This is a genomic window from Chryseobacterium sp. 2VB, assembly GCF_005503635.1.
GTDB lineage: Bacteria > Bacteroidota > Bacteroidia > Flavobacteriales > Weeksellaceae > Chryseobacterium > Chryseobacterium cupriresistens.
The window spans coordinates 1-17,469 of sequence record NZ_SCNC01000041.1 but is presented as its reverse complement, the minus strand read 5'-3'; the positions used below and the strand labels follow the sequence as shown (position 1 = coordinate 17,469).

Annotated in this window: 15 protein-coding genes; 5 read left to right on the top strand and 10 right to left on the bottom strand. The window is 37.5% G+C overall.

Annotated elements, in window-relative coordinates:
- Positions 1-224 precede the first annotated feature (224 nt).
- The 3 genes from FFS26_RS21865 to FFS26_RS21855 form a co-directional block, all read right to left on the bottom strand.
- The gene (locus FFS26_RS21865) at positions 225-2,348 is read right to left on the bottom strand and encodes a cation:proton antiporter (RefSeq protein ID WP_137906151.1); all 2,124 of its coding nucleotides are present in this window, start codon (positions 2,346-2,348) and stop codon (positions 225-227) included.
- A 6-nt stretch (positions 2,349-2,354) separates the two neighbouring features.
- Positions 2,355-2,921, bottom strand: a complete 567-nt coding sequence (locus tag FFS26_RS21860; RefSeq protein ID WP_110011784.1) for a hypothetical protein — start codon at positions 2,919-2,921, stop codon at positions 2,355-2,357.
- Positions 2,922-3,063: 142 nt separating this feature from the next.
- Positions 3,064-3,972, bottom strand: coding sequence for a DMT family transporter (locus FFS26_RS21855; RefSeq protein ID WP_110011783.1), 909 nt, complete (start codon positions 3,970-3,972; stop codon positions 3,064-3,066).
- A 257-nt stretch (positions 3,973-4,229) separates the two neighbouring features.
- Here FFS26_RS21855 and purE point away from each other — a divergent pair, with 257 nt between their 5' ends.
- Positions 4,230-4,733: a 5-(carboxyamino)imidazole ribonucleotide mutase gene (purE, locus tag FFS26_RS21850; RefSeq protein WP_110011782.1), complete on the top strand. Its 504-nt coding sequence runs from the start codon at positions 4,230-4,232 to the stop codon at positions 4,731-4,733.
- A gap of 51 nt (positions 4,734-4,784) precedes the next feature.
- On the opposite strand, the gene FFS26_RS21845 is transcribed toward purE, so the two are convergent.
- The 6 genes from FFS26_RS21845 to ahcY all read right to left on the bottom strand — a co-directional run bounded on the left by FFS26_RS21845 (position 4,785) and on the right by ahcY (position 12,333).
- Positions 4,785-6,344: a BspA family leucine-rich repeat surface protein gene (locus tag FFS26_RS21845; RefSeq protein WP_137906150.1), complete on the bottom strand. Its 1,560-nt coding sequence runs from the start codon at positions 6,342-6,344 to the stop codon at positions 4,785-4,787.
- Between the two features lie 16 nt (positions 6,345-6,360).
- Positions 6,361-7,920 (bottom strand): BspA family leucine-rich repeat surface protein, encoded by a 1,560-nt coding sequence (locus FFS26_RS21840; RefSeq protein ID WP_137906149.1) that lies wholly within the window; start codon positions 7,918-7,920, stop codon positions 6,361-6,363.
- A gap of 21 nt (positions 7,921-7,941) precedes the next feature.
- Positions 7,942-9,264, bottom strand: coding sequence for a BspA family leucine-rich repeat surface protein (locus tag FFS26_RS21835; protein ID WP_110011779.1), 1,323 nt, complete (start codon positions 9,262-9,264; stop codon positions 7,942-7,944).
- Positions 9,265-9,403: 139 nt separating this feature from the next.
- On the bottom strand, positions 9,404-9,796 hold the full coding sequence (gene yiaA / locus FFS26_RS21830; protein WP_089790546.1) for an inner membrane protein YiaA: 393 nt from the start codon (positions 9,794-9,796) through the stop codon (positions 9,404-9,406).
- 323 nt (positions 9,797-10,119) lie between these two features.
- On the bottom strand, positions 10,120-10,917 hold the full coding sequence (locus FFS26_RS21825) for a hypothetical protein (RefSeq protein WP_110011778.1): 798 nt from the start codon (positions 10,915-10,917) through the stop codon (positions 10,120-10,122).
- A gap of 102 nt (positions 10,918-11,019) precedes the next feature.
- Positions 11,020-12,333 (bottom strand): adenosylhomocysteinase, encoded by a 1,314-nt coding sequence (ahcY, locus tag FFS26_RS21820; protein ID WP_110011777.1) that lies wholly within the window; start codon positions 12,331-12,333, stop codon positions 11,020-11,022.
- 168 nt (positions 12,334-12,501) lie between these two features.
- Here ahcY and FFS26_RS21815 point away from each other — a divergent pair, with 168 nt between their 5' ends.
- On the top strand, positions 12,502-13,020 hold the full coding sequence (locus FFS26_RS21815) for a pyridoxamine 5'-phosphate oxidase family protein (protein ID WP_137906148.1): 519 nt from the start codon (positions 12,502-12,504) through the stop codon (positions 13,018-13,020).
- A gap of 193 nt (positions 13,021-13,213) precedes the next feature.
- Complete coding sequence (locus tag FFS26_RS21810; RefSeq protein WP_110011775.1) at positions 13,214-13,828, top strand: 4'-phosphopantetheinyl transferase family protein; 615 nt, start codon at positions 13,214-13,216, stop codon at positions 13,826-13,828.
- Here the strand turns inward: FFS26_RS21810 and FFS26_RS21805 are convergent.
- The gene (locus FFS26_RS21805; protein WP_110011774.1) at positions 13,809-16,073 is read right to left on the bottom strand and encodes an FUSC family protein; all 2,265 of its coding nucleotides are present in this window, start codon (positions 16,071-16,073) and stop codon (positions 13,809-13,811) included. The two genes, FFS26_RS21810 and FFS26_RS21805, sit on opposite strands and share 20 nt — an antisense overlap.
- Positions 16,074-16,303: 230 nt before the next feature.
- Between FFS26_RS21805 and blaCHM the strand changes: the two genes are divergently transcribed.
- Together blaCHM and FFS26_RS21795 are read left to right on the top strand one after the other, a co-directional pair.
- Positions 16,304-17,062 carry a CHM family subclass B1 metallo-beta-lactamase gene (blaCHM, locus tag FFS26_RS21800; protein ID WP_137906147.1) on the top strand — a complete coding sequence of 253 codons (759 nt, stop codon included), beginning with the start codon at positions 16,304-16,306 and terminating at the stop codon, positions 17,060-17,062.
- Between the two features lie 7 nt (positions 17,063-17,069).
- A partial coding sequence (locus FFS26_RS21795) for a hypothetical protein (protein ID WP_137906146.1) occupies positions 17,070-17,469 on the top strand: 400 nt, incomplete at its 3' end.

The following is a 17,469-nucleotide window of genomic DNA, read 5'->3' as shown; positions in this document are numbered from 1 at the left end:
AATCAAAGACGTTCACCCTACGCAAGCTAACTCAAGGTCGCTTTTATAAATATAAATGTATAAAAAATATTTGGAAGTTAACACAGAATCTAAAGCCAATTTTATTCCTATGGAGCCCGACGCTATTGATGATTTAATTGTTTAATCATAACGAAGAATTAATTATTCGCAGAGAAGAAACTTCCCGCATCATTCTTCCAGCTTCCATCCTATCTAAATTTCTTTTATTTAAAAATCTTCAGAATGACATTTCCAATTTCCACAAAATCCCCGTGATTTCCTACAGAACGTATTTCCGGGCTGTTTTTGTCATACTCCGAGAAAGGGAAGATCAGAAGGTAATTATTGTCTTTCAGATTCCTGTTCAGCAGTTCAGGGATCAGTCTCATTCTTGGAATATATGACTTCATACCGCGCTTGGCCATCAGAATAATCAAGGCTTCATCATCTTTCAGCTGTGCTGCGGTTCTTTCTCCGTCCTGCCATGTGCTCATGATAATGAATTCAGCTTCTATATTGGCTTTCTTTATGATTTTCTGAAGAATATCAATAATGTTTTCAGGAGCATAAAAAACAACTGTAGCACCGGAATTTCTGGCAATGTTCCATACCCTCAGCAATGCATGGAAGAATCCTGCTTCCTGATGAGCATTCTCGGGAATCATCACTGCATATTTCTTAATGGTGGAAAGCGGTTGTGCAGCATGATAAACCAGTACATTGACGTCATCATTCTGAAGATAACCGTTATAAAGATTATATACAAAAGAAGGGGAGAATCCTTTTTCGTCTTCCAATCCGATGATAAGATCTGTAATTTTCTGTTCTTTAATCACATTATTGACCCCGTTGATGACATCATTGTCATATCTTTTTAAAGCCTGCAATTTTACATCTGCCGCTGCGGCTGCATCTGCTGCCTGGTGAAGAAGTTTCTCCGCATTCTTTACAGATGATTCATTTTTGTCTTCATTAATGACATTTAATGCAAAAAGATCTTCTGTATTCGAATGTGCTTTGATCAGAATTCCCAGATTAACCATTCTCTCAACAGTGGCTTCGTGGTTGATGGCTAAGAGAATATTTTCTTCCTCATGGGTATTTCCGGAAACGGTATCTTCGTTATCACTCTCAGCAATTTTCTGGGCACTCGCCATGGAAATAAAAGACGAGATCGTACATGAAATGAGGATAAGAAGAATACTTCCGTTCAGTACGTGTTCATTTAATAATCTTACAGGTTCTCCGGTTTCGGTTTCAGAAAGGATGATGTTATATCCAACCATTACGGAAGCCAGTGTTGCTGCTGCCGAAGCGGAGCTTAATCCAAATATCAGTTTTCCTTCCTCTTTGGTTAGTCTGAATGTTTTCTGAGTGGCAACCGCAGAAAGGTATTTTCCTCCGATAGAGGCAACCAGCATAATTGCGGCAACTTCAAGTGTTTCCCAGCTTTTAAAGAAAACTTTAAAATCAATCAGCATTCCTACACTGATCAAAAAGAACGGGATAAATATGGCATTTCCTACAAACTCAACCCTGTTCATCAAAGAAGAAGTGTGAGGGATAAGTCTGTTTAACGCGAGTCCGGCAAAGAATGCTCCGATGATAGCTTCTACACCAGCCAGTTCAGCTAGCATAGCAGCCAGATAAATCATAACCAGTACAAAAATATACTGCGAAATTTTATCATCCACTCTTTTGAAAAACCATCGTCCTATAATAGGGAATACAATAAGTACAATGAGGGCAAAAACGACAAAAGAGACCGATAATTTAACCCAGAATTCTGTTCCCACGTCGCCCTGAGACATTCCCACAATCACAGCAAGTACCAATAAAGCAAGAATATCTGTGATCATCGTACCACCAACGGTGATGTTAACTGCTTTATTTTTCGCAATTCCCAACTTACTCACCAATGGATAAGCGATAAGCGTGTGAGATGAAAAAAGACTGGCAAACAGAATGGAAGTCAGCATAGAGAAGTGTAAAATATAATATCCTCCCAGATATCCCAGTACAAAAGGAACTGTAAAGGTATAGATACCAAATGTGAGACTTTTCCACTTGTTCTTTTTAAAGTCGCCCATGTCGATCTCAAGACCTGCCAGAAACATAATGTAAAGAAGCCCGGTGGTTCCGGTTACTACAATACTGCTGTCTCTGGATAATACATTGAATCCGTTCGGACCAATAATCGCTCCGGCAATGATAAGTCCCAGGAGATGAGGAACTTTAATTTTATTAAGCAGCAATGGGGCTGCAAGGATGATGACCAGTACCAACAGGAACTTCAGTACCGGATCTTCTATAGGAAGGCTCAGGTTGTGTATACTCAGTAAAATCATAAGTGTTTATTTTGTGGAACGTACTAACTCAACAGAGAACTTGGCGGTACAGCCATCTGATGTGATGGTTCTTGTTCCTTTGATCTTGTTGTCCGAAATATCATTAAGAAGAACGCTCATTTCTACATTCTTTTTGGCTGTAGAATCTGTTTTGAAAGACAGTCTGATCTCATTGTTTTCAAACTTGCCGGTGTAAAGCCTTACCAGATTATTGTTATTGATGATTTTGGTAATAGGCTGGGTAGAATCATTATCAAATTCCCAGATGTCAGTACGCTGGTCGCCTACAGCATACTCGCTGCAGTTGGATTCTGTACAGATTACTTTACCATTCCATGGGCCGGAAATTTCTGTAGGCCATACAGCAGCAATTACTACAGAATCTTTTTTCGCAAAAATACTGTCTCTCATTTTCAGCAGAGACTGATATTCGGATTCTTTTTTTGCGAATATTTTTTCTTTCTCTAATAATTGTTTTTCCCTGTCTGTCAGGTTCTTTTCCTTCTCTTTGTAATCACAGCTTACCAATAGAAAAGAGGCAGCCAGCAATAAAAAAAATGTGTTTTTCAGCATATTGTATCGGTTGGAGTATACAATATAAGAAAAAATGAAAGAAATAGAAAATTCCCATATAACGGATCTGCTTTTAATTCTATTTAATATATTAAAAAACAGCGGGATCTAGGGGTTGAAATAATGAATATTATTTTCTGATTTACGACTCGATTCTTTGTTTTTTAAACATGGCCGGATTGTAATTGATCACAAAAACGCCGACAATAATAAGTACTGCAGCAATGATGAATTTGGCAGAAATTTTTTCATCAAGAATCAGCCAGCTTAAAAAAATGGAGATTACCGTATTGATGTAGGCCAATATGGATACCTGAACAGGTGAAACTTTGGTCAATGCATAATGGAAAGCAAAAAATGCGGCTACTGAGCCAAAACAGGATAAATAAAGCATTGCAGAAATACTTTTCAGGCTCCAGTTTCCGAAGTTGTAGTTTTCTGAAAAAAGAAAGGCAAAAATAATCTGGATAATTCCCGCAAAGGCAAACTGATAAAAGAGGTTCAGTGAGATATTTCCGCTTTGAATGTTCAGTTTTTTGGTAAAAATAGTTCCTGAAGCCCATCCCGCAATGGCAATGAATAAAAATAATATACCCAGCGCATAATCCGGGTTTTTTAGATCATTAATGCCATCCCAGAAAATAAAAAGAATGCCGCTGAAACACAGAATAACTCCTGTAAAAGCCCGCCAGCTGAATTTCTGCAGACCTAAAGCCATACTTCCGAAAAATACCAGAATAGGAGAACAGGCACTTATCAGTGAAGTAAGACTGCTGGTAACTTCCTCTTCCGCTACTGTAGTCATTCCGTTTGCAATCACAAGCATTAGTAAAGAGAAGATAAACTGGTATTTCAGGCTTGTCCAGCCTATCCATTTGAATTCTTTTCTATAGGTAAGAATAAGGAACATGATAATCGCTGCAAGAAATTGACGTATTCCTGCGACAAACCAGGCGGGTATTGTTTCTACCGCAACCCTTATCGATAAAAACGTAGTACCCCAGACAATAGCAACGGTACATACAGCCAATGTAAGTTTATAATCTTTCAATTTAATGTGGTGTAACAACAAATATATCTATTTTCCCAGGAATTGTTATGGATACAGATGCTGTAATTTATAGGAGTACAGATGAAAAATCTGAGCCAAAAAGATCTTTATTTATTCTTTACATTTTAAATGGAAGATCTATTGAAAGATTAAATTATTTTTAGGAATTATAATCATAAATCGTTTCCCGGATTTTTTGTAATTATTCCTCTTTACATTTTTATTTTTTTATCTTTGAACATCTAATAAAATTGAAGATGGTAGGAATTATTATGGGCAGTCAGAGTGATCTGCCGATTATGGAACAGGCTGCAAATTTTCTTAAAAGCCTCGATATCCCTTATGAGTTAACAGTAGTTTCAGCGCACAGAACACCGGAAAGAATGTTTGATTATGCAAAAACTGCTCAGGAAAGAGGTCTGAAGGTAATTGTAGCAGGAGCAGGAGGAGCAGCACACCTTCCGGGAATGGTGGCAAGCTGTACTACACTTCCGGTAATCGGAGTTCCTATTTTGTCCAGTAATTCCATAGACGGATGGGATTCTGTTTTATCTATCCTTCAGATGCCCGGAGGAATTCCGGTGGCTACCGTAGCTTTGAACGGCGCTTTGAATGCAGGGATTTTAGCTGCAAAAATTTTAGGAAGCGGTAATGAAGAAGTCGCTGCAAAACTTCAGAAATACCAGGATTCCTTAAAAGATAAAGTTTTGGGAACTGTGGATGATATTAAAGCGCAGCACCCAAATCATTTTGACCAATAATTTATTTCAACTCAAAATAGAAGCCTCACTTTTCAGCGAGGCTTTTTTGTTTTATTTTTTAATGAATTTTGAAGAAATGGTCTGATCTTTCAAAATGAGCTGTAAAATATAATTTCCTTTCGGTAATGATCCTACATTGATCATTTCTTTATTAGGATTTCCTTCCAGTACAAGTCTTCCACTTGTATCAAAAATTCTGTACTTTTTAATGTCACTTAGTCCTTCAATATGAATATCATCCACAGCGGGATTAGGATATAGTGAAAGTTTTTTATTCAGCCTGACTTCTGATGAGGACAGTAAACAGTTTCCTACCGTATCACCAGACATCGTCCATCCTTTGCTGATGAGAATATTTCTTTTATCTGCGGTATTGGAAGCATAAGTCAAAGGGGTTACAATATCTAAATCAACATTATTGGCAGTATCAGGATTATCTGCCCATCCTGCCAGTGTTTTACTGAAATTTTCACAATCCATTCCTGTCTGCATCAAAGCCTGGGCCCCGTTATTAACGCTGGCAAGATTCCAGCTTGCAAGGGAATGATTAAAGTTGGGTGTTTCCTTAAGAATCTGGTCTATTCTGGTAACCTTGGTCATATCCCAGTTTTCAAGGGAATGACTATAGGCCGTGCAGCCATGAATAGCATGGGCCATATTGGTAATTTTAGAAGTGTTCCAATGGTTTAAAGATTGATTGAAAGCAGAATCAAAATGGAACATAAAACGAATGTCTTCAAGGCTTGAGGTATCCCAGTTATCCATTGGTTGATTATAGTTTGGGCAAAGAGCAAACATCCATTTCATATCAGTTACGCTCGAAACGTCCCAGTTGTTTAAGGTCTGGTTAAAATGTGCTCTTCCCGCAAACATAAAACTGAGATCAGTTGCAGAGGACATGTCCCAAGTATTAAAATAAGGAGGATTGAACTGATCAGAAACTGAGCTGATAACGGTGTCAAAGATCAAAGCAAACATAAATCTGAAATGCTTAACCTTAGAAGTATCCCAGTTTTGCATGGAGCTTGCGCCTGTAAAGCTTTTTGTACCATAAAACATATAAGAAGCATCTTCAACATTACTTAGGTCGGGAGTGTCTGTAGCCGTGATCTGAACAAGTTTACATTGGCTGAAGGCATTGTTCATCGATGTCCACACAATGTTTCCCCATTGTTCTATTTCCAGTATCTTATCAGCGCTTCCGTTGACCTGCCAGATCGGGAAAATCTGATCCGGAAGCTGAGTTTCCTGTACATCTCCGAATTTTATTTGTTGAAAAACGCCATTTCCGTTACTTACTTTTACTCTGTACTTGGCATCATTTTTTTCTGCGATCGACGTACCAAAGTCAATAAGAACCTGTTTTGTGGAGGTTACGTCGAGGAGGGAACCGTTGTGTTGGGGATATCCTACTTCTTCCCAATAGATATCGTAGTTTTCACCAATTCCGGGAAACCATATTTGTTGGGAACTTGCCTGATAGGGAGCACTTACAGTGATTGGCTGTGTTATTGTAGAGGCGGGTTTCCAGATCGTGATAAATTCATTCTGGGCTTTCGCTATGAATACCAGTGTAATACAAAAGCTTGCCAAAAAATTTCTGAGTAGCATAGGGAAAAATTTATGGTTATTTTTTAATGAATTTTGAAGAAACCGTTTTTTCTTTCATGACAAGCTGTATCATATAATTTCCTTTTGGCAGAGTACTTACACTGATGATATCATTATTAGGATTTCCTTCTTTTACAAGTCTTCCGCTGGCATCATAAATTTTATATGCCTTAATATCATCTATTCCATCAATGTGAATATCATCCACTGCAGGGTTAGGATAAAGCAGAGGCTTTTTATTCAGCTTTATATCCGATGAAGATAATAAGCAGCTTCCTGGAGTATCACCTACAAATGACCACCCTTTGTTGATCAGAATATCTCTTTTGTCTGATACGCTGGGGGCATATTTTAGTACTGTTAAGGAACCTAATGAGATATTGTTGGCTGTATTGGGATTGTCTGCCCATCCTATGAGTGTTTTGCTGTAATTTTCACAATTAAGTCCTGACAGTGTTAAGGAGCCTGCACCATTAATAAGTGAAACCAGGTTCCAGTTTCCTAATGGCTGATTGTAATTCGTTGCACCATTCAGTATATCATCGATTCTCTTTACTTTGGTCATGTCCCAATTTTCTAAAGACTGATTAAAGGATGTACAGCCATGGAATATATGAGCCATATTGGTAACTTTTGAAGTATTCCAGTTTAAAGGCTGATTGAAGACAGGAATCATGTGAAGCATAAAGTGCATATCTTCAAGGCTTGAGGTATCCCAGTTATCCAGACGTTGATTAAAACTTAAACACTGCCCGAACATCCAGCTCATATCGGTCACCTTGGAAACGTCCCAGCTATTAAGAGACTGGTTAAAAACTTTTCTGTTTCCAAACATATAGCTGAGGTTGGTGGCAGAAGACATATTCCAGCTGTCAAGATAAGGCGGGTTGAATTGCTCTGTCAGCCCGGCTGCTGGGGGCGTATCAAATAAAAGTGAAAACATAAAGCTGAAATTCTTAATTTTCGATGTATCCCAGTTTTGCATAGAACTGGCACCCTTAAAGCTGGTTGTGCCATAAAACATGAAAGAGGCATCCTCTACATTATTAAGATTGGGAGTATCTGTTGCTGTAAGCTGCATAAGCCTGCACAGACTGAAGGCTCCGTTCATCGTAGTCCATGAAATATTACCCCATTGCTCTATTTCTAATATTTTATCTGAACTTCCGTTGATCTGCCAGATAGGAATAATTTGCTCAGGACCAGGAAATAATTGAGCAGTTCCGAATTTTATCTGCCTGAACATTCCGTTACCATTCGTAACTTTCACTCTGTATTTTGCATCATTTTTTTCTGCGATCGACGTACCGAAGTCTATAAGAACCTGTTTTGTGGAAGTTACATCGAGAAGAGAACCATTGTGTTGCGGATAGCCCACTTCCTCCCAATAAATATCATAATTTTCGCCAATCCCGGGAAACCATATCTGTTGTGTGGTTGCCTGGTACGGAGCGTCTACATTTACCGCCGGTAATACAGTAGAGGCCGGCTTCCAGATAGTGATAAATTCATTTTGTGCCTTCGCCAGAAATAGTAACAAAAGAAAAATGAGTGTTGGAATTTTCTTTAGAATCATGGTTATCGTTTTATGATTAGTTTATTGTTTGATGAACGGAAGTGAATGAATTGTATCCTTTGTCAAAATTTGTAGAATATAATTTCCTGGAGTCAAAAGTCCGATGGCAATCTTTTCATGTTCAAGATTGTCTTTGGCGACAGTTCTTCCGCTCATATCAGTAATGCTATAACTTACCGGATGCTGAATATTTTTAAGATAAATCACATCCTTTGCAGGATTTGGGTAAATAGCAGGTTTATTACTGATCTCCTTTTCAGACGTTGAAAGTGTCTGGTTGCAGAGTCCGTTGTAAGCATCACCTGATATAATCCAGCCTTTAGAATTAATTAAATAATTTCTGGCAGTAACGGCATCGGCATGAGAATAGATTAATGGCGAAGCACTGGATAAGTTAATATTACTGGGTGTTGATGAACTCTGGCTCCACCCAAAAAGTGTTTTATCATAATTCACACAGCTCATTTCAGAATTGAGAAACATTCCGGTAGCAGTTGTTAATGAACTTAAATTCCATCTTCCAATATTTTGATTAAAAGCAGTGCCAGAGAACATTTCACTCATATCAGTAACATTGGAGGTATTCCAGTTTTGAAGGTCCTGATTAAAATTTTCAGAATCATGAAACATATGTTTCATGGTGGTCACCTTGGCTGTGTTCCACTTACTCAAAGATTGGTTGAATCCGGTATAGTCAAACATATATGACATATCCGTAACATTCGAAGTATCCCAGTTTCCCAGTGGCTGGTTGAAGAGATAATTGTCACCAAACATATAATACATATCTGTGATGGTAGAGGTGTTCCACGTATCAAAAGAAGGATTGCCGATGAGTGACATACACAAATAAAACATCTGACGCATACTGGTGGCCATGCTGAGGTCCGGTGCATCAGTAGCTGTAACATCCATGTTGTCGCAGTATACAAAAGCATTGTCAAAGCTTTTCCATTTTATATTTCCCCACTGGGCAATCTGGGTTATTTTTGAGCGGTCTGGAGCATTGTAAGTGGGAGTTAATGTATTGTCGAAGAATCTTACCTGGTCAAAACTTCCAGTGCCGTCACTGATTTTAATTCTGTAACTCGCTTGAGATGATACCGGATTAAAAGGTACACCCAAGTTGATTATAAATTCGGTAGTGGAAGTTACATTACTCATTGTACCATTATGCTGAGGATATCCTACTTCTTCCCAATATACTTTGAAATTGGTTCCTCTGCCGGGAAATTTAATGAGTTGTGAGTTTTGCGTTTTCCAGATCGTTATAAACTCATTTTGTGCTTTTGAAAGTTGAAATGCTGCTATAAACAGAGCAGAAATTATTAGTTTTTTGTACATGTCATTAGTTTGTGAAATAAGCACTGCTAAAATAACAAAAAACTTAATACATTTTTAACTTAAATGTTGAATTTGTAGTATTTTATAAATTTTAATGAATTTATATAAATAAAAAACTCTCCGTTTTGGAGAGTTTGCTTTATTCCTGAATCATATTATCACGGGTGTTTTTCTGCACTGCGATGGCTCCGAAGAGAGCCAGTAAAAAGGCAAAGGCATAAAAACCTTTTTCACTTGGAAGGATGGTGGCATTCCAAAGTCCGATGGCCAGTAGTACAATCGATGATAATGTTGCAAACCAGCAGATTCCATAATAAATATCGGTCACCTGAATGTTTTCTAATCTGTCACGTACTGCTTTCTGTAAAGAAACCACAGCAAATAAGCCATAAAGAAGGATGGTAAAATAATATCCTTTCTCATTCAGCAGCATTTCTGCTCTTGCAAGACCGACAATAAAGCCTATCATTCCTGCTCCCAATGCTACCCACGACGCAGCCACAAATGCATTCGATACTCTTTGTTTTTTCATAGTTTAATGTTTTGTTTAAGAGGGCTAAGATATTCATTTTTTATAAATAGAGCCGTTACAAAGGGAAAATATGGGAAAAATATTGAATAGAATGATGAAGTAGTTTTATGGTTCGGCTAAAGCTGCTCCTATTGAATAGTATAAATCTATCTATGATTTATCATTCATCATTTATATTTTGCTAGCCCCGATAGCAGCGGTTACCCCGGAACTTGCGCTGTGGCCCTTCGGCATCGCTTAGGTTGAAGGTGCTGGCGTGAGGAGTATGAGCGGATAGCGGGAATCAGCTGATAAAAAAACTCTCCAAAATGGAGAGCTTTATTTTATTGAGTGATATATTCGTAAGTATACTTCGCTGAAAGATTTCCGTTGGTTTCTTTTGAAATCACCTCAGTAGGATAACCAGCGCTGTTGTATTGAATGGTGGAAGTTCTGGTTTGATTTTGGATCCAGACTCCATTACTTTTATAGCTGATTTTTTCCGTCAGATAATTGTTTTGACTTACAGCATAGGCTCTTCCCATCATAATTTTTAAGTATTTGTTAATATTGATGTATGGGCTCTGTTTATCATCATAAGAGTAAACAATTTTTGTGCTGTAGCTGGATCCTCCACCTTCTGAAATTTCTGTTGAAATATTGTTTCCTTCATAAGTAAAAGTATCTACAATGGGATTGGAACAGGCTGGTGACTGACAAAGAGAGGAAGAAATCATTTGCCCGTTGGTATTATAATTATAAGTAATGGTTCTGTTATAATCCGGATTATTCGTGTAGATTGCCTTAACTGATGTAAGCAGATCACCATTGTAAGTATATGCTGAATAATAGTCTACCGTACCATCTGGTTTATAATATGTAGTTTTAGTTGGTTTTCCGTTACTGTATTCAAACTTGGAAGTTCCTAAAGCTGACGATGTTTTGATAAGTTCACCCTGATTATTGTATTCCAGAGTTTGTATGCTTGTCTGCGGCTGCGATGGATTGTCATAATAAACTATTGTGACTTTGCTTAATAATACTTTAGAAGAGGTATTGTTTCCCTCACTATCATCATTACTGCTGCAGCTGTTAAAGAAAATTACGGAGCCCGCGAGCCCCAGAAATAAGAATTTTTTCATGTTATTTTTTTAGGCGACAAAAATAAGAAATGCTTTATATGCTGCATAAAAAAATCCCACTATCTTACCAATAGTGGGATCATATCATGTTTTGTTAAGATCTTAGTATCTGTAGTACTCAGGCTTGAATGGCCCTTTTACGTCTACACCGATATATTCAGCCTGCTCAGGAGAAAGAGTTTCAAGCTCCACACTTAATTTCTTAAGGTGTAAAGCAGCTACTTTTTCATCCAGGTGCTTAGGAAGCATGTATACTTCGTTTTTGTAAGCTGCAGAGTTATTCCATAGTTCGATCTGAGCTAACGTCTGGTTAGAGAAAGAGTTAGACATTACGAAACTTGGATGGCCTGTAGCACATCCTAAGTTAACCAATCTACCTTCTGCAAGGATGATTACTTCTTTTCCTTCGATTGTATAGATATCCACCTGAGGCTTCACTTCAGATTTAGTATGACCATAGTTTTTGTTCAACCATGCCATATCGATTTCATTATCGAAGTGACCGATATTACAAACGATCGCTTTATCTTTCATTTTAAGGAAATGCTCTCCTCTTACGATATTGAAGTTACCTGTTGTAGTGATGATGATATCAGCATTATCTACCACAGTATCTAATCTTTTTACTTCGTAACCGTCCATAGCAGCCTGAAGTGCACAGATCGGGTCAATTTCCGTAACAGTAACGATAGAACCAGCACCTCTGAATGAAGCAGCAGTACCTTTACCTACGTCTCCGTATCCGCAAACTACCACTCTTTTTCCAGCAAGCATTACGTCTGTAGCTCTTCTTACTGCATCTACAGCAGATTCTTTACATCCGTATTTGTTGTCGAATTTAGATTTAGTAACCGAATCATTTACGTTGATGGCAGGCATTACTAAAGTTCCGTTCTTCATTCTTTCGTAAAGTCTGTGAACACCGGTAGTGGTTTCTTCAGAAAGACCTTTGATATCCTTTGTGAACTCAGGGTATTTATCAAAAACCATGTTTGTTAAATCTCCACCATCATCCAAAATCATGTTTAATGGCTTTCTTTCTTCACCGAAGAATAAAGTCTGCTCAATACACCAGTCAAATTCCTCTTCATTTAATCCTTTCCACGCATACACCGGAATTCCAGCAGCAGCAATAGCAGCAGCAGCGTGATCCTGTGTAGAGAAAATATTACAAGATGACCATGTAACTTCAGCTCCTAAAGCTACAAGAGTCTCGATAAGCACAGCCGTTTGGATAGTCATGTGAAGACATCCTGCGATTCTTGCTCCTTTCAGTGGCTGAGATGGTCCGTATTCTTCACGGATAGCCATCAGACCTGGCATTTCTGCTTCTGCAAGGGTAATTTCTTTTCTACCCCATTCTGCAAGGGAGATATCCTTAACTTTATAAGGAACGTATTGTGTTGTAGTACTCATATGTAATGAATAGTTTTTAAAATTCAATTGATAACGAAAGGCAAAATTACGATTTATAATTAAGATATAAAAACGGCAAACCAAGTTCGGTTTTATGAGATTAAACATGGATTAATATTATTTAGTCTTAATATAAATAACTAATTTTATCTGATAAACAAATATATTATGAACCAAACCCATACAGAAAAGAAAATAAAACCTGTTGCTCCCAAAGTACAGGAACTGATCAATGCTTCAAAAAGTGTAATTCTTGCTACTGTTGATGCTGAAGGAAATCCTAATTCAAGCTATGCACCTTTTGTACAGGTTGATCAGACATTCTATATTCTGGTATCTTTCATGGCAAAACATACTAAAAACCTTGCAGACGGAAGAAAAACATCCATTATGTTTATTGAAGACGAATCGGCAACCAAGCAGATCTATGCGCGCGAACGTTTAACACTTGAAGCAGCTACTTCTCAGATTGAAAGAGATTCTGAAGTATGGAATACTGTTGTTGGGAAACTTAGAGAAACTCACGGCAAAGTAGTGGAGGTAATTTCCGAAATGGGAGATTTTATTTTAATTGCATTGCAGCCTCTAAAAGGCTCTTATGTAAATGGTTTCGGAAGTGCTTATTTTGTAAATTCAAAACTTGAAATTATAGAGCACAGAAATGATGCGAATCATCAGTCTAAATAATTAGCTGGAAGCTGGGAGAAGGAAGATGGAAGTTATAAAGATTAAGGAAACAAAGAGTTTGTTTTTCATGAACATTTTTTATTTAATCTTTAATTTATTCTTACAACGAATAGTAACCCCCATCTTCCAGCGTCCCTCTTCCATTCCTTTCAACTTCCGCATCTTTTCACTATTTTTGTCCAATAAAAAAAGAATGCCCCTCTACAGAGATTTTTCAGATGACAATGCCACCATTCTGGTTTGGAAGTATGATGAAAGTGAAGAACTTGATATCAATGAACTTCTTGAACCGGAAAATGCGGAAAAGGTAAAAGATTATCATCCTAAAAAATTGCTGGAAGTTCTGATGGTGCGCAAGCTTCTGAAAGGATTAAAACCCAATTCTAAAATTTTATACAAAGAAAGAGAGCCTTTTCTTTCTCCCTACGATGCGGAAATATCTATTACGCACTCTTTTCCTTTTGCGGCGATTGCTGTTTCTAAAAATAAAATAGGAATTGATATTGAAAAATTCAATCCTAAGATTTTAAGGGTGATTGATAAATTTACCTATGAAAATGAGCGTGGATTTATTCCGGAAGACAAAGCGGATACTTTCTATACCATTATATGGAGTGTAAAAGAGAGTATGTATAAAATCCATCACTCAAAATACTGGTCTTTAAAAAAGAATTATGAAGTAAAGCCTTTTGAGCTAAAGCACCTTCATAAAATCAGTTGCCGTGTTTACGACGATCAGTTTTCAGATGAATTCAAAGCCAGGGTAGAATTCTTTGACGATTACTGCTTTACGATTGTGGAGGAGTAGGCTCAGTTTCGTTTTTATATTTTTCGATCACTTTTCTCTGCTCTTTTGCGACATCATAGATCAGCTCCAGAATATCGTGGATATTTTTAAGCTCGGTTAAATGTGAAATTTTATCAGGATCTCTTCGGTCAACAATTTCATTTTCTTCAATCTCTGTTTTTCTTTTCAGGAGCATATCTTCAATGGAGGAATCTTCCGGCTCAAGGCGGCTTTCCATTTTCAGGGTTTCGTTAATATCATTTCCGTTGAGAAGGGTAGAGGTTTGCTGCATTTCGGCCTCAATCTTTCTGCTCCAGCTTTCAGCATCTATTTCAGGATACTGCTCATTACTTTTTGCATATTGGGATAGGGAAGCAGTATAGGCAGTAATCAGGTGAGACGTTGCCACAAACTGGTGAACCACTTCCAGTTTTTTCTGCTGATTTTTAGGATCAGAAATCATTCTCTGAAAATTATCGGAAAGGTTAGCCAAAGAAATGATGGCATTTTTTCGCTTTACCTTATAATCTTCAAGATCAAAATTTCCCTGTAGGAATTTGGAAATCACACTCTGGAAGTAGATAAGGTTGTCCGCGGCAGATTTCTTCATCAGATCCAGGTTTTGCGTATGTTCCCAAACCGGCAGTACAATATATGACACGGCAAAGGCAATGATCCCGGCAATAGCAGTATCCAGGATTCTGTCTTTAAAAATAACATTGACTTTCCCCGGGTTTAAGAAATTAAAGCTGAGGAATACATAGATTGTCATAAATAATACCGCCCAGAAATATCTTCCTTTCAGAAAGCTGAAACACATGATCATGCTGATCAGAAGGATCGTAAATAAAACGCCGTTAATATGAACAAAATGGAGAATGGCATAGGCTATACTTGCCCCTGCAATGGTTCCATAGAGACGCAGCAGGTTTCTCTGCTTTGTAATAGAGTAGGCCGGTTTTAAAATGGCTGTAATGGTAATTAAGATCCAATACGTGTGTCCCAGTCCCAGAAAATCAAACATAGAAAAAACGTATCCCAGCAGTAAAGCCGTTGTAATTCTTATGGCATGACGGAAATGGGAAGATGATAATGAAATATTATTTCTCAGAACCTTAGCATTCAGTTTAGGTTCATTGGGCATAAATTTCTTAAGATCCAACCCTGTAGATAAACTTTTCGCCAGTTTGATATCCTGTGAAAATACTTTATAGATCTCGTTGATTTCTTTCGTGATTTCATAGATACGCATCAGGATCTGGCGAAGGATCATGAAATTTTCCAGATTGTCGGGAGAAAGCTGTTTATTTCTGAGTTCGAAATAATTATAATTTAAGTTTTTTAATTCCTCTTCCAGATTAAACATCGGCTTGGCTCTGGTACCACTTTGCAGGGCGATTCCGATATTGGTGATCTCTTCCGCCAGAAGGTTCAGATAATCATGGATATTCACCAGGATCATACTGTCTTCGAAACTCTGCTGTAACTTTTGATAGTCACTTTCCGAGGTCATCAGTTTTTCATGAAGGTCCATTGAATTAAGAAACATCAGCATTAATAAGCGGCTGGTGGTCGTAGATTCATTGACAATAGTTCTGGTTTTGAAAACTGTTTCTCTGGTATCTTCCTGAAGGTTTTTTATTTCAATCTGCTTGGCAATAACCTGAGTGGTCAGCTTATTAAAATCCGGATTCTTCTGATAATAATTAGCTTTGATCTTTAAAAACTCAGCCAGCTGAAGATAGTTTTCGCCAATCATCTGGCTTGCCAGTTTATAAGGACGGATGGTAGTTACAATAAGGAATATCAACAGAAACCATATACAGCCGGAAGCAAATATCAGCAGACTTTTAAAAATATTGCTTCCCGTAAGATGCCCGTCAATAAAGATAGCGAGTACCACAAGGGATAATGAGCCTACAGCAGCTAATCTCTGGCCATAAACGCCGATCAGGGAGAAAAACATCCCGAAGACAATGACTTCCAGAATGACCAGCACTTTAATATTCATCACAAGACTGGCAATAAGTGCTACAAAGACAAAACAGCAGATCGCAAAAGTAAGGGCATTTCTTCTTCGGATAAAAGGTCCGGGTTGGTCGGTAAGCGCTACAAAGCTGGTTCCTAGTGGGAAAAGGAAGTATTCTTTCAAAATCCCGAAGTGCGCGAGGACTAAACAAGGCAGAACAGTAGCTAATGTAATTCTGATCGCAGAATATACATACTGACTGGTTACAAATTTTTTTAGTTCCGCCGAATAGTTCATATTACAAAAATAGCTATTGAATTTAAGAAAATCGCCATAAATAAGAGACTTTTATTAACTTAAATATTATATTTTTTTTAATTAAGCTGTAGTATTATTTAAAATAAATTGACAGATGAAACATATGAATGATTCGCCACTTACAATTCGTCATTTTTTAACACAACAGCTAACAAATCCTGTTCCACGAATTCCTATCTTAGCTTATCTCAAGCGTAAATTATCATTTTATGAATTTCATCAGTAAAAATATAGTGGCCATTTTGTTTTCTTTGATCATGTTAAGCTGTAGCTCACAGAGCAAAAACAGTTGTAAAGCAAAGAAAATATATGAATCAAAAACCCTGATCATTACTCAGATTTCAGAGAATTGTTTTATTCATACCTCCTTTAAACAGACCAATGATTTCGGGAATGTACCCTGTAATGGATTGATTGTAAAAGATCATCACGAAACCGTTGTTTTTGATACACCTACCAATGATAAAAGTTCAGAAGAGCTGATACAATGGATTAATGAAAAGCTTGATTCGAAAATTAAGGCCATTATTCCAACCCATTTTCATGATGACAGCTTGGGAGGATTGATGACTTTTCATAAGCACAATATTCCATCCTATTCCTATGTGAAAACAATTGAGCTGGCCAGAGAAAATAATTTTGTTATTCCTGAAAACAGTTTTAATGACTCTGTTATTTTAAAAGTCGGGGATAAAGATGTCATTGCAAAATTTTTTGGTGAAGGGCATACAAAAGACAATGCTGTGGGATATTTTCCAAACGAGAATATTTTATTTGGAGGCTGTTTATTAAAAGAGCTTGAGGCGGGGAAAGGGTATCTGGGAGATGCCAATCTTCCTGCCTGGTCCAATACCGTTGAAAAAGTAAAAAAAGAATATCCCGATGTGAAAATTGTTGTTCCCGGACATGGCGACTACGGTGATGGAAAACTTCTTGACTATACGATTACATTATTTAAAGGTCAATAGTGAATTTTTGCTTCGCAAAGTGAATGGTGAATGCTTCCAGCATAAAACAATTGACAAGCGAAACGGATTGACGATTGACTATTCACCAATCAATAGTGAATTTTTGCTTCGCAAAGTGAATGGTGAATGCTTCCAGCATAAAACAATTGACAAGCGAAACGGATTGACGATTGACTATTCACCAATCAATAGTGAACTTTTGCTTCGCAAAGTGAATGGTGAATGCTTGCAGCATAAAAAAATTGACAAGCGAAGCGGATTGACGATTGACTATTCACGAATCAATAGTGAACTTTTGCTTCGCAAAGTGAATGGTGAATGCTTGCAGCATAAAAAAATTGACAAGCGAAGCGGATTGACGATTGACTATTCACCAATCAATAGTGAATCTTTGCTTCGCAAAGTGA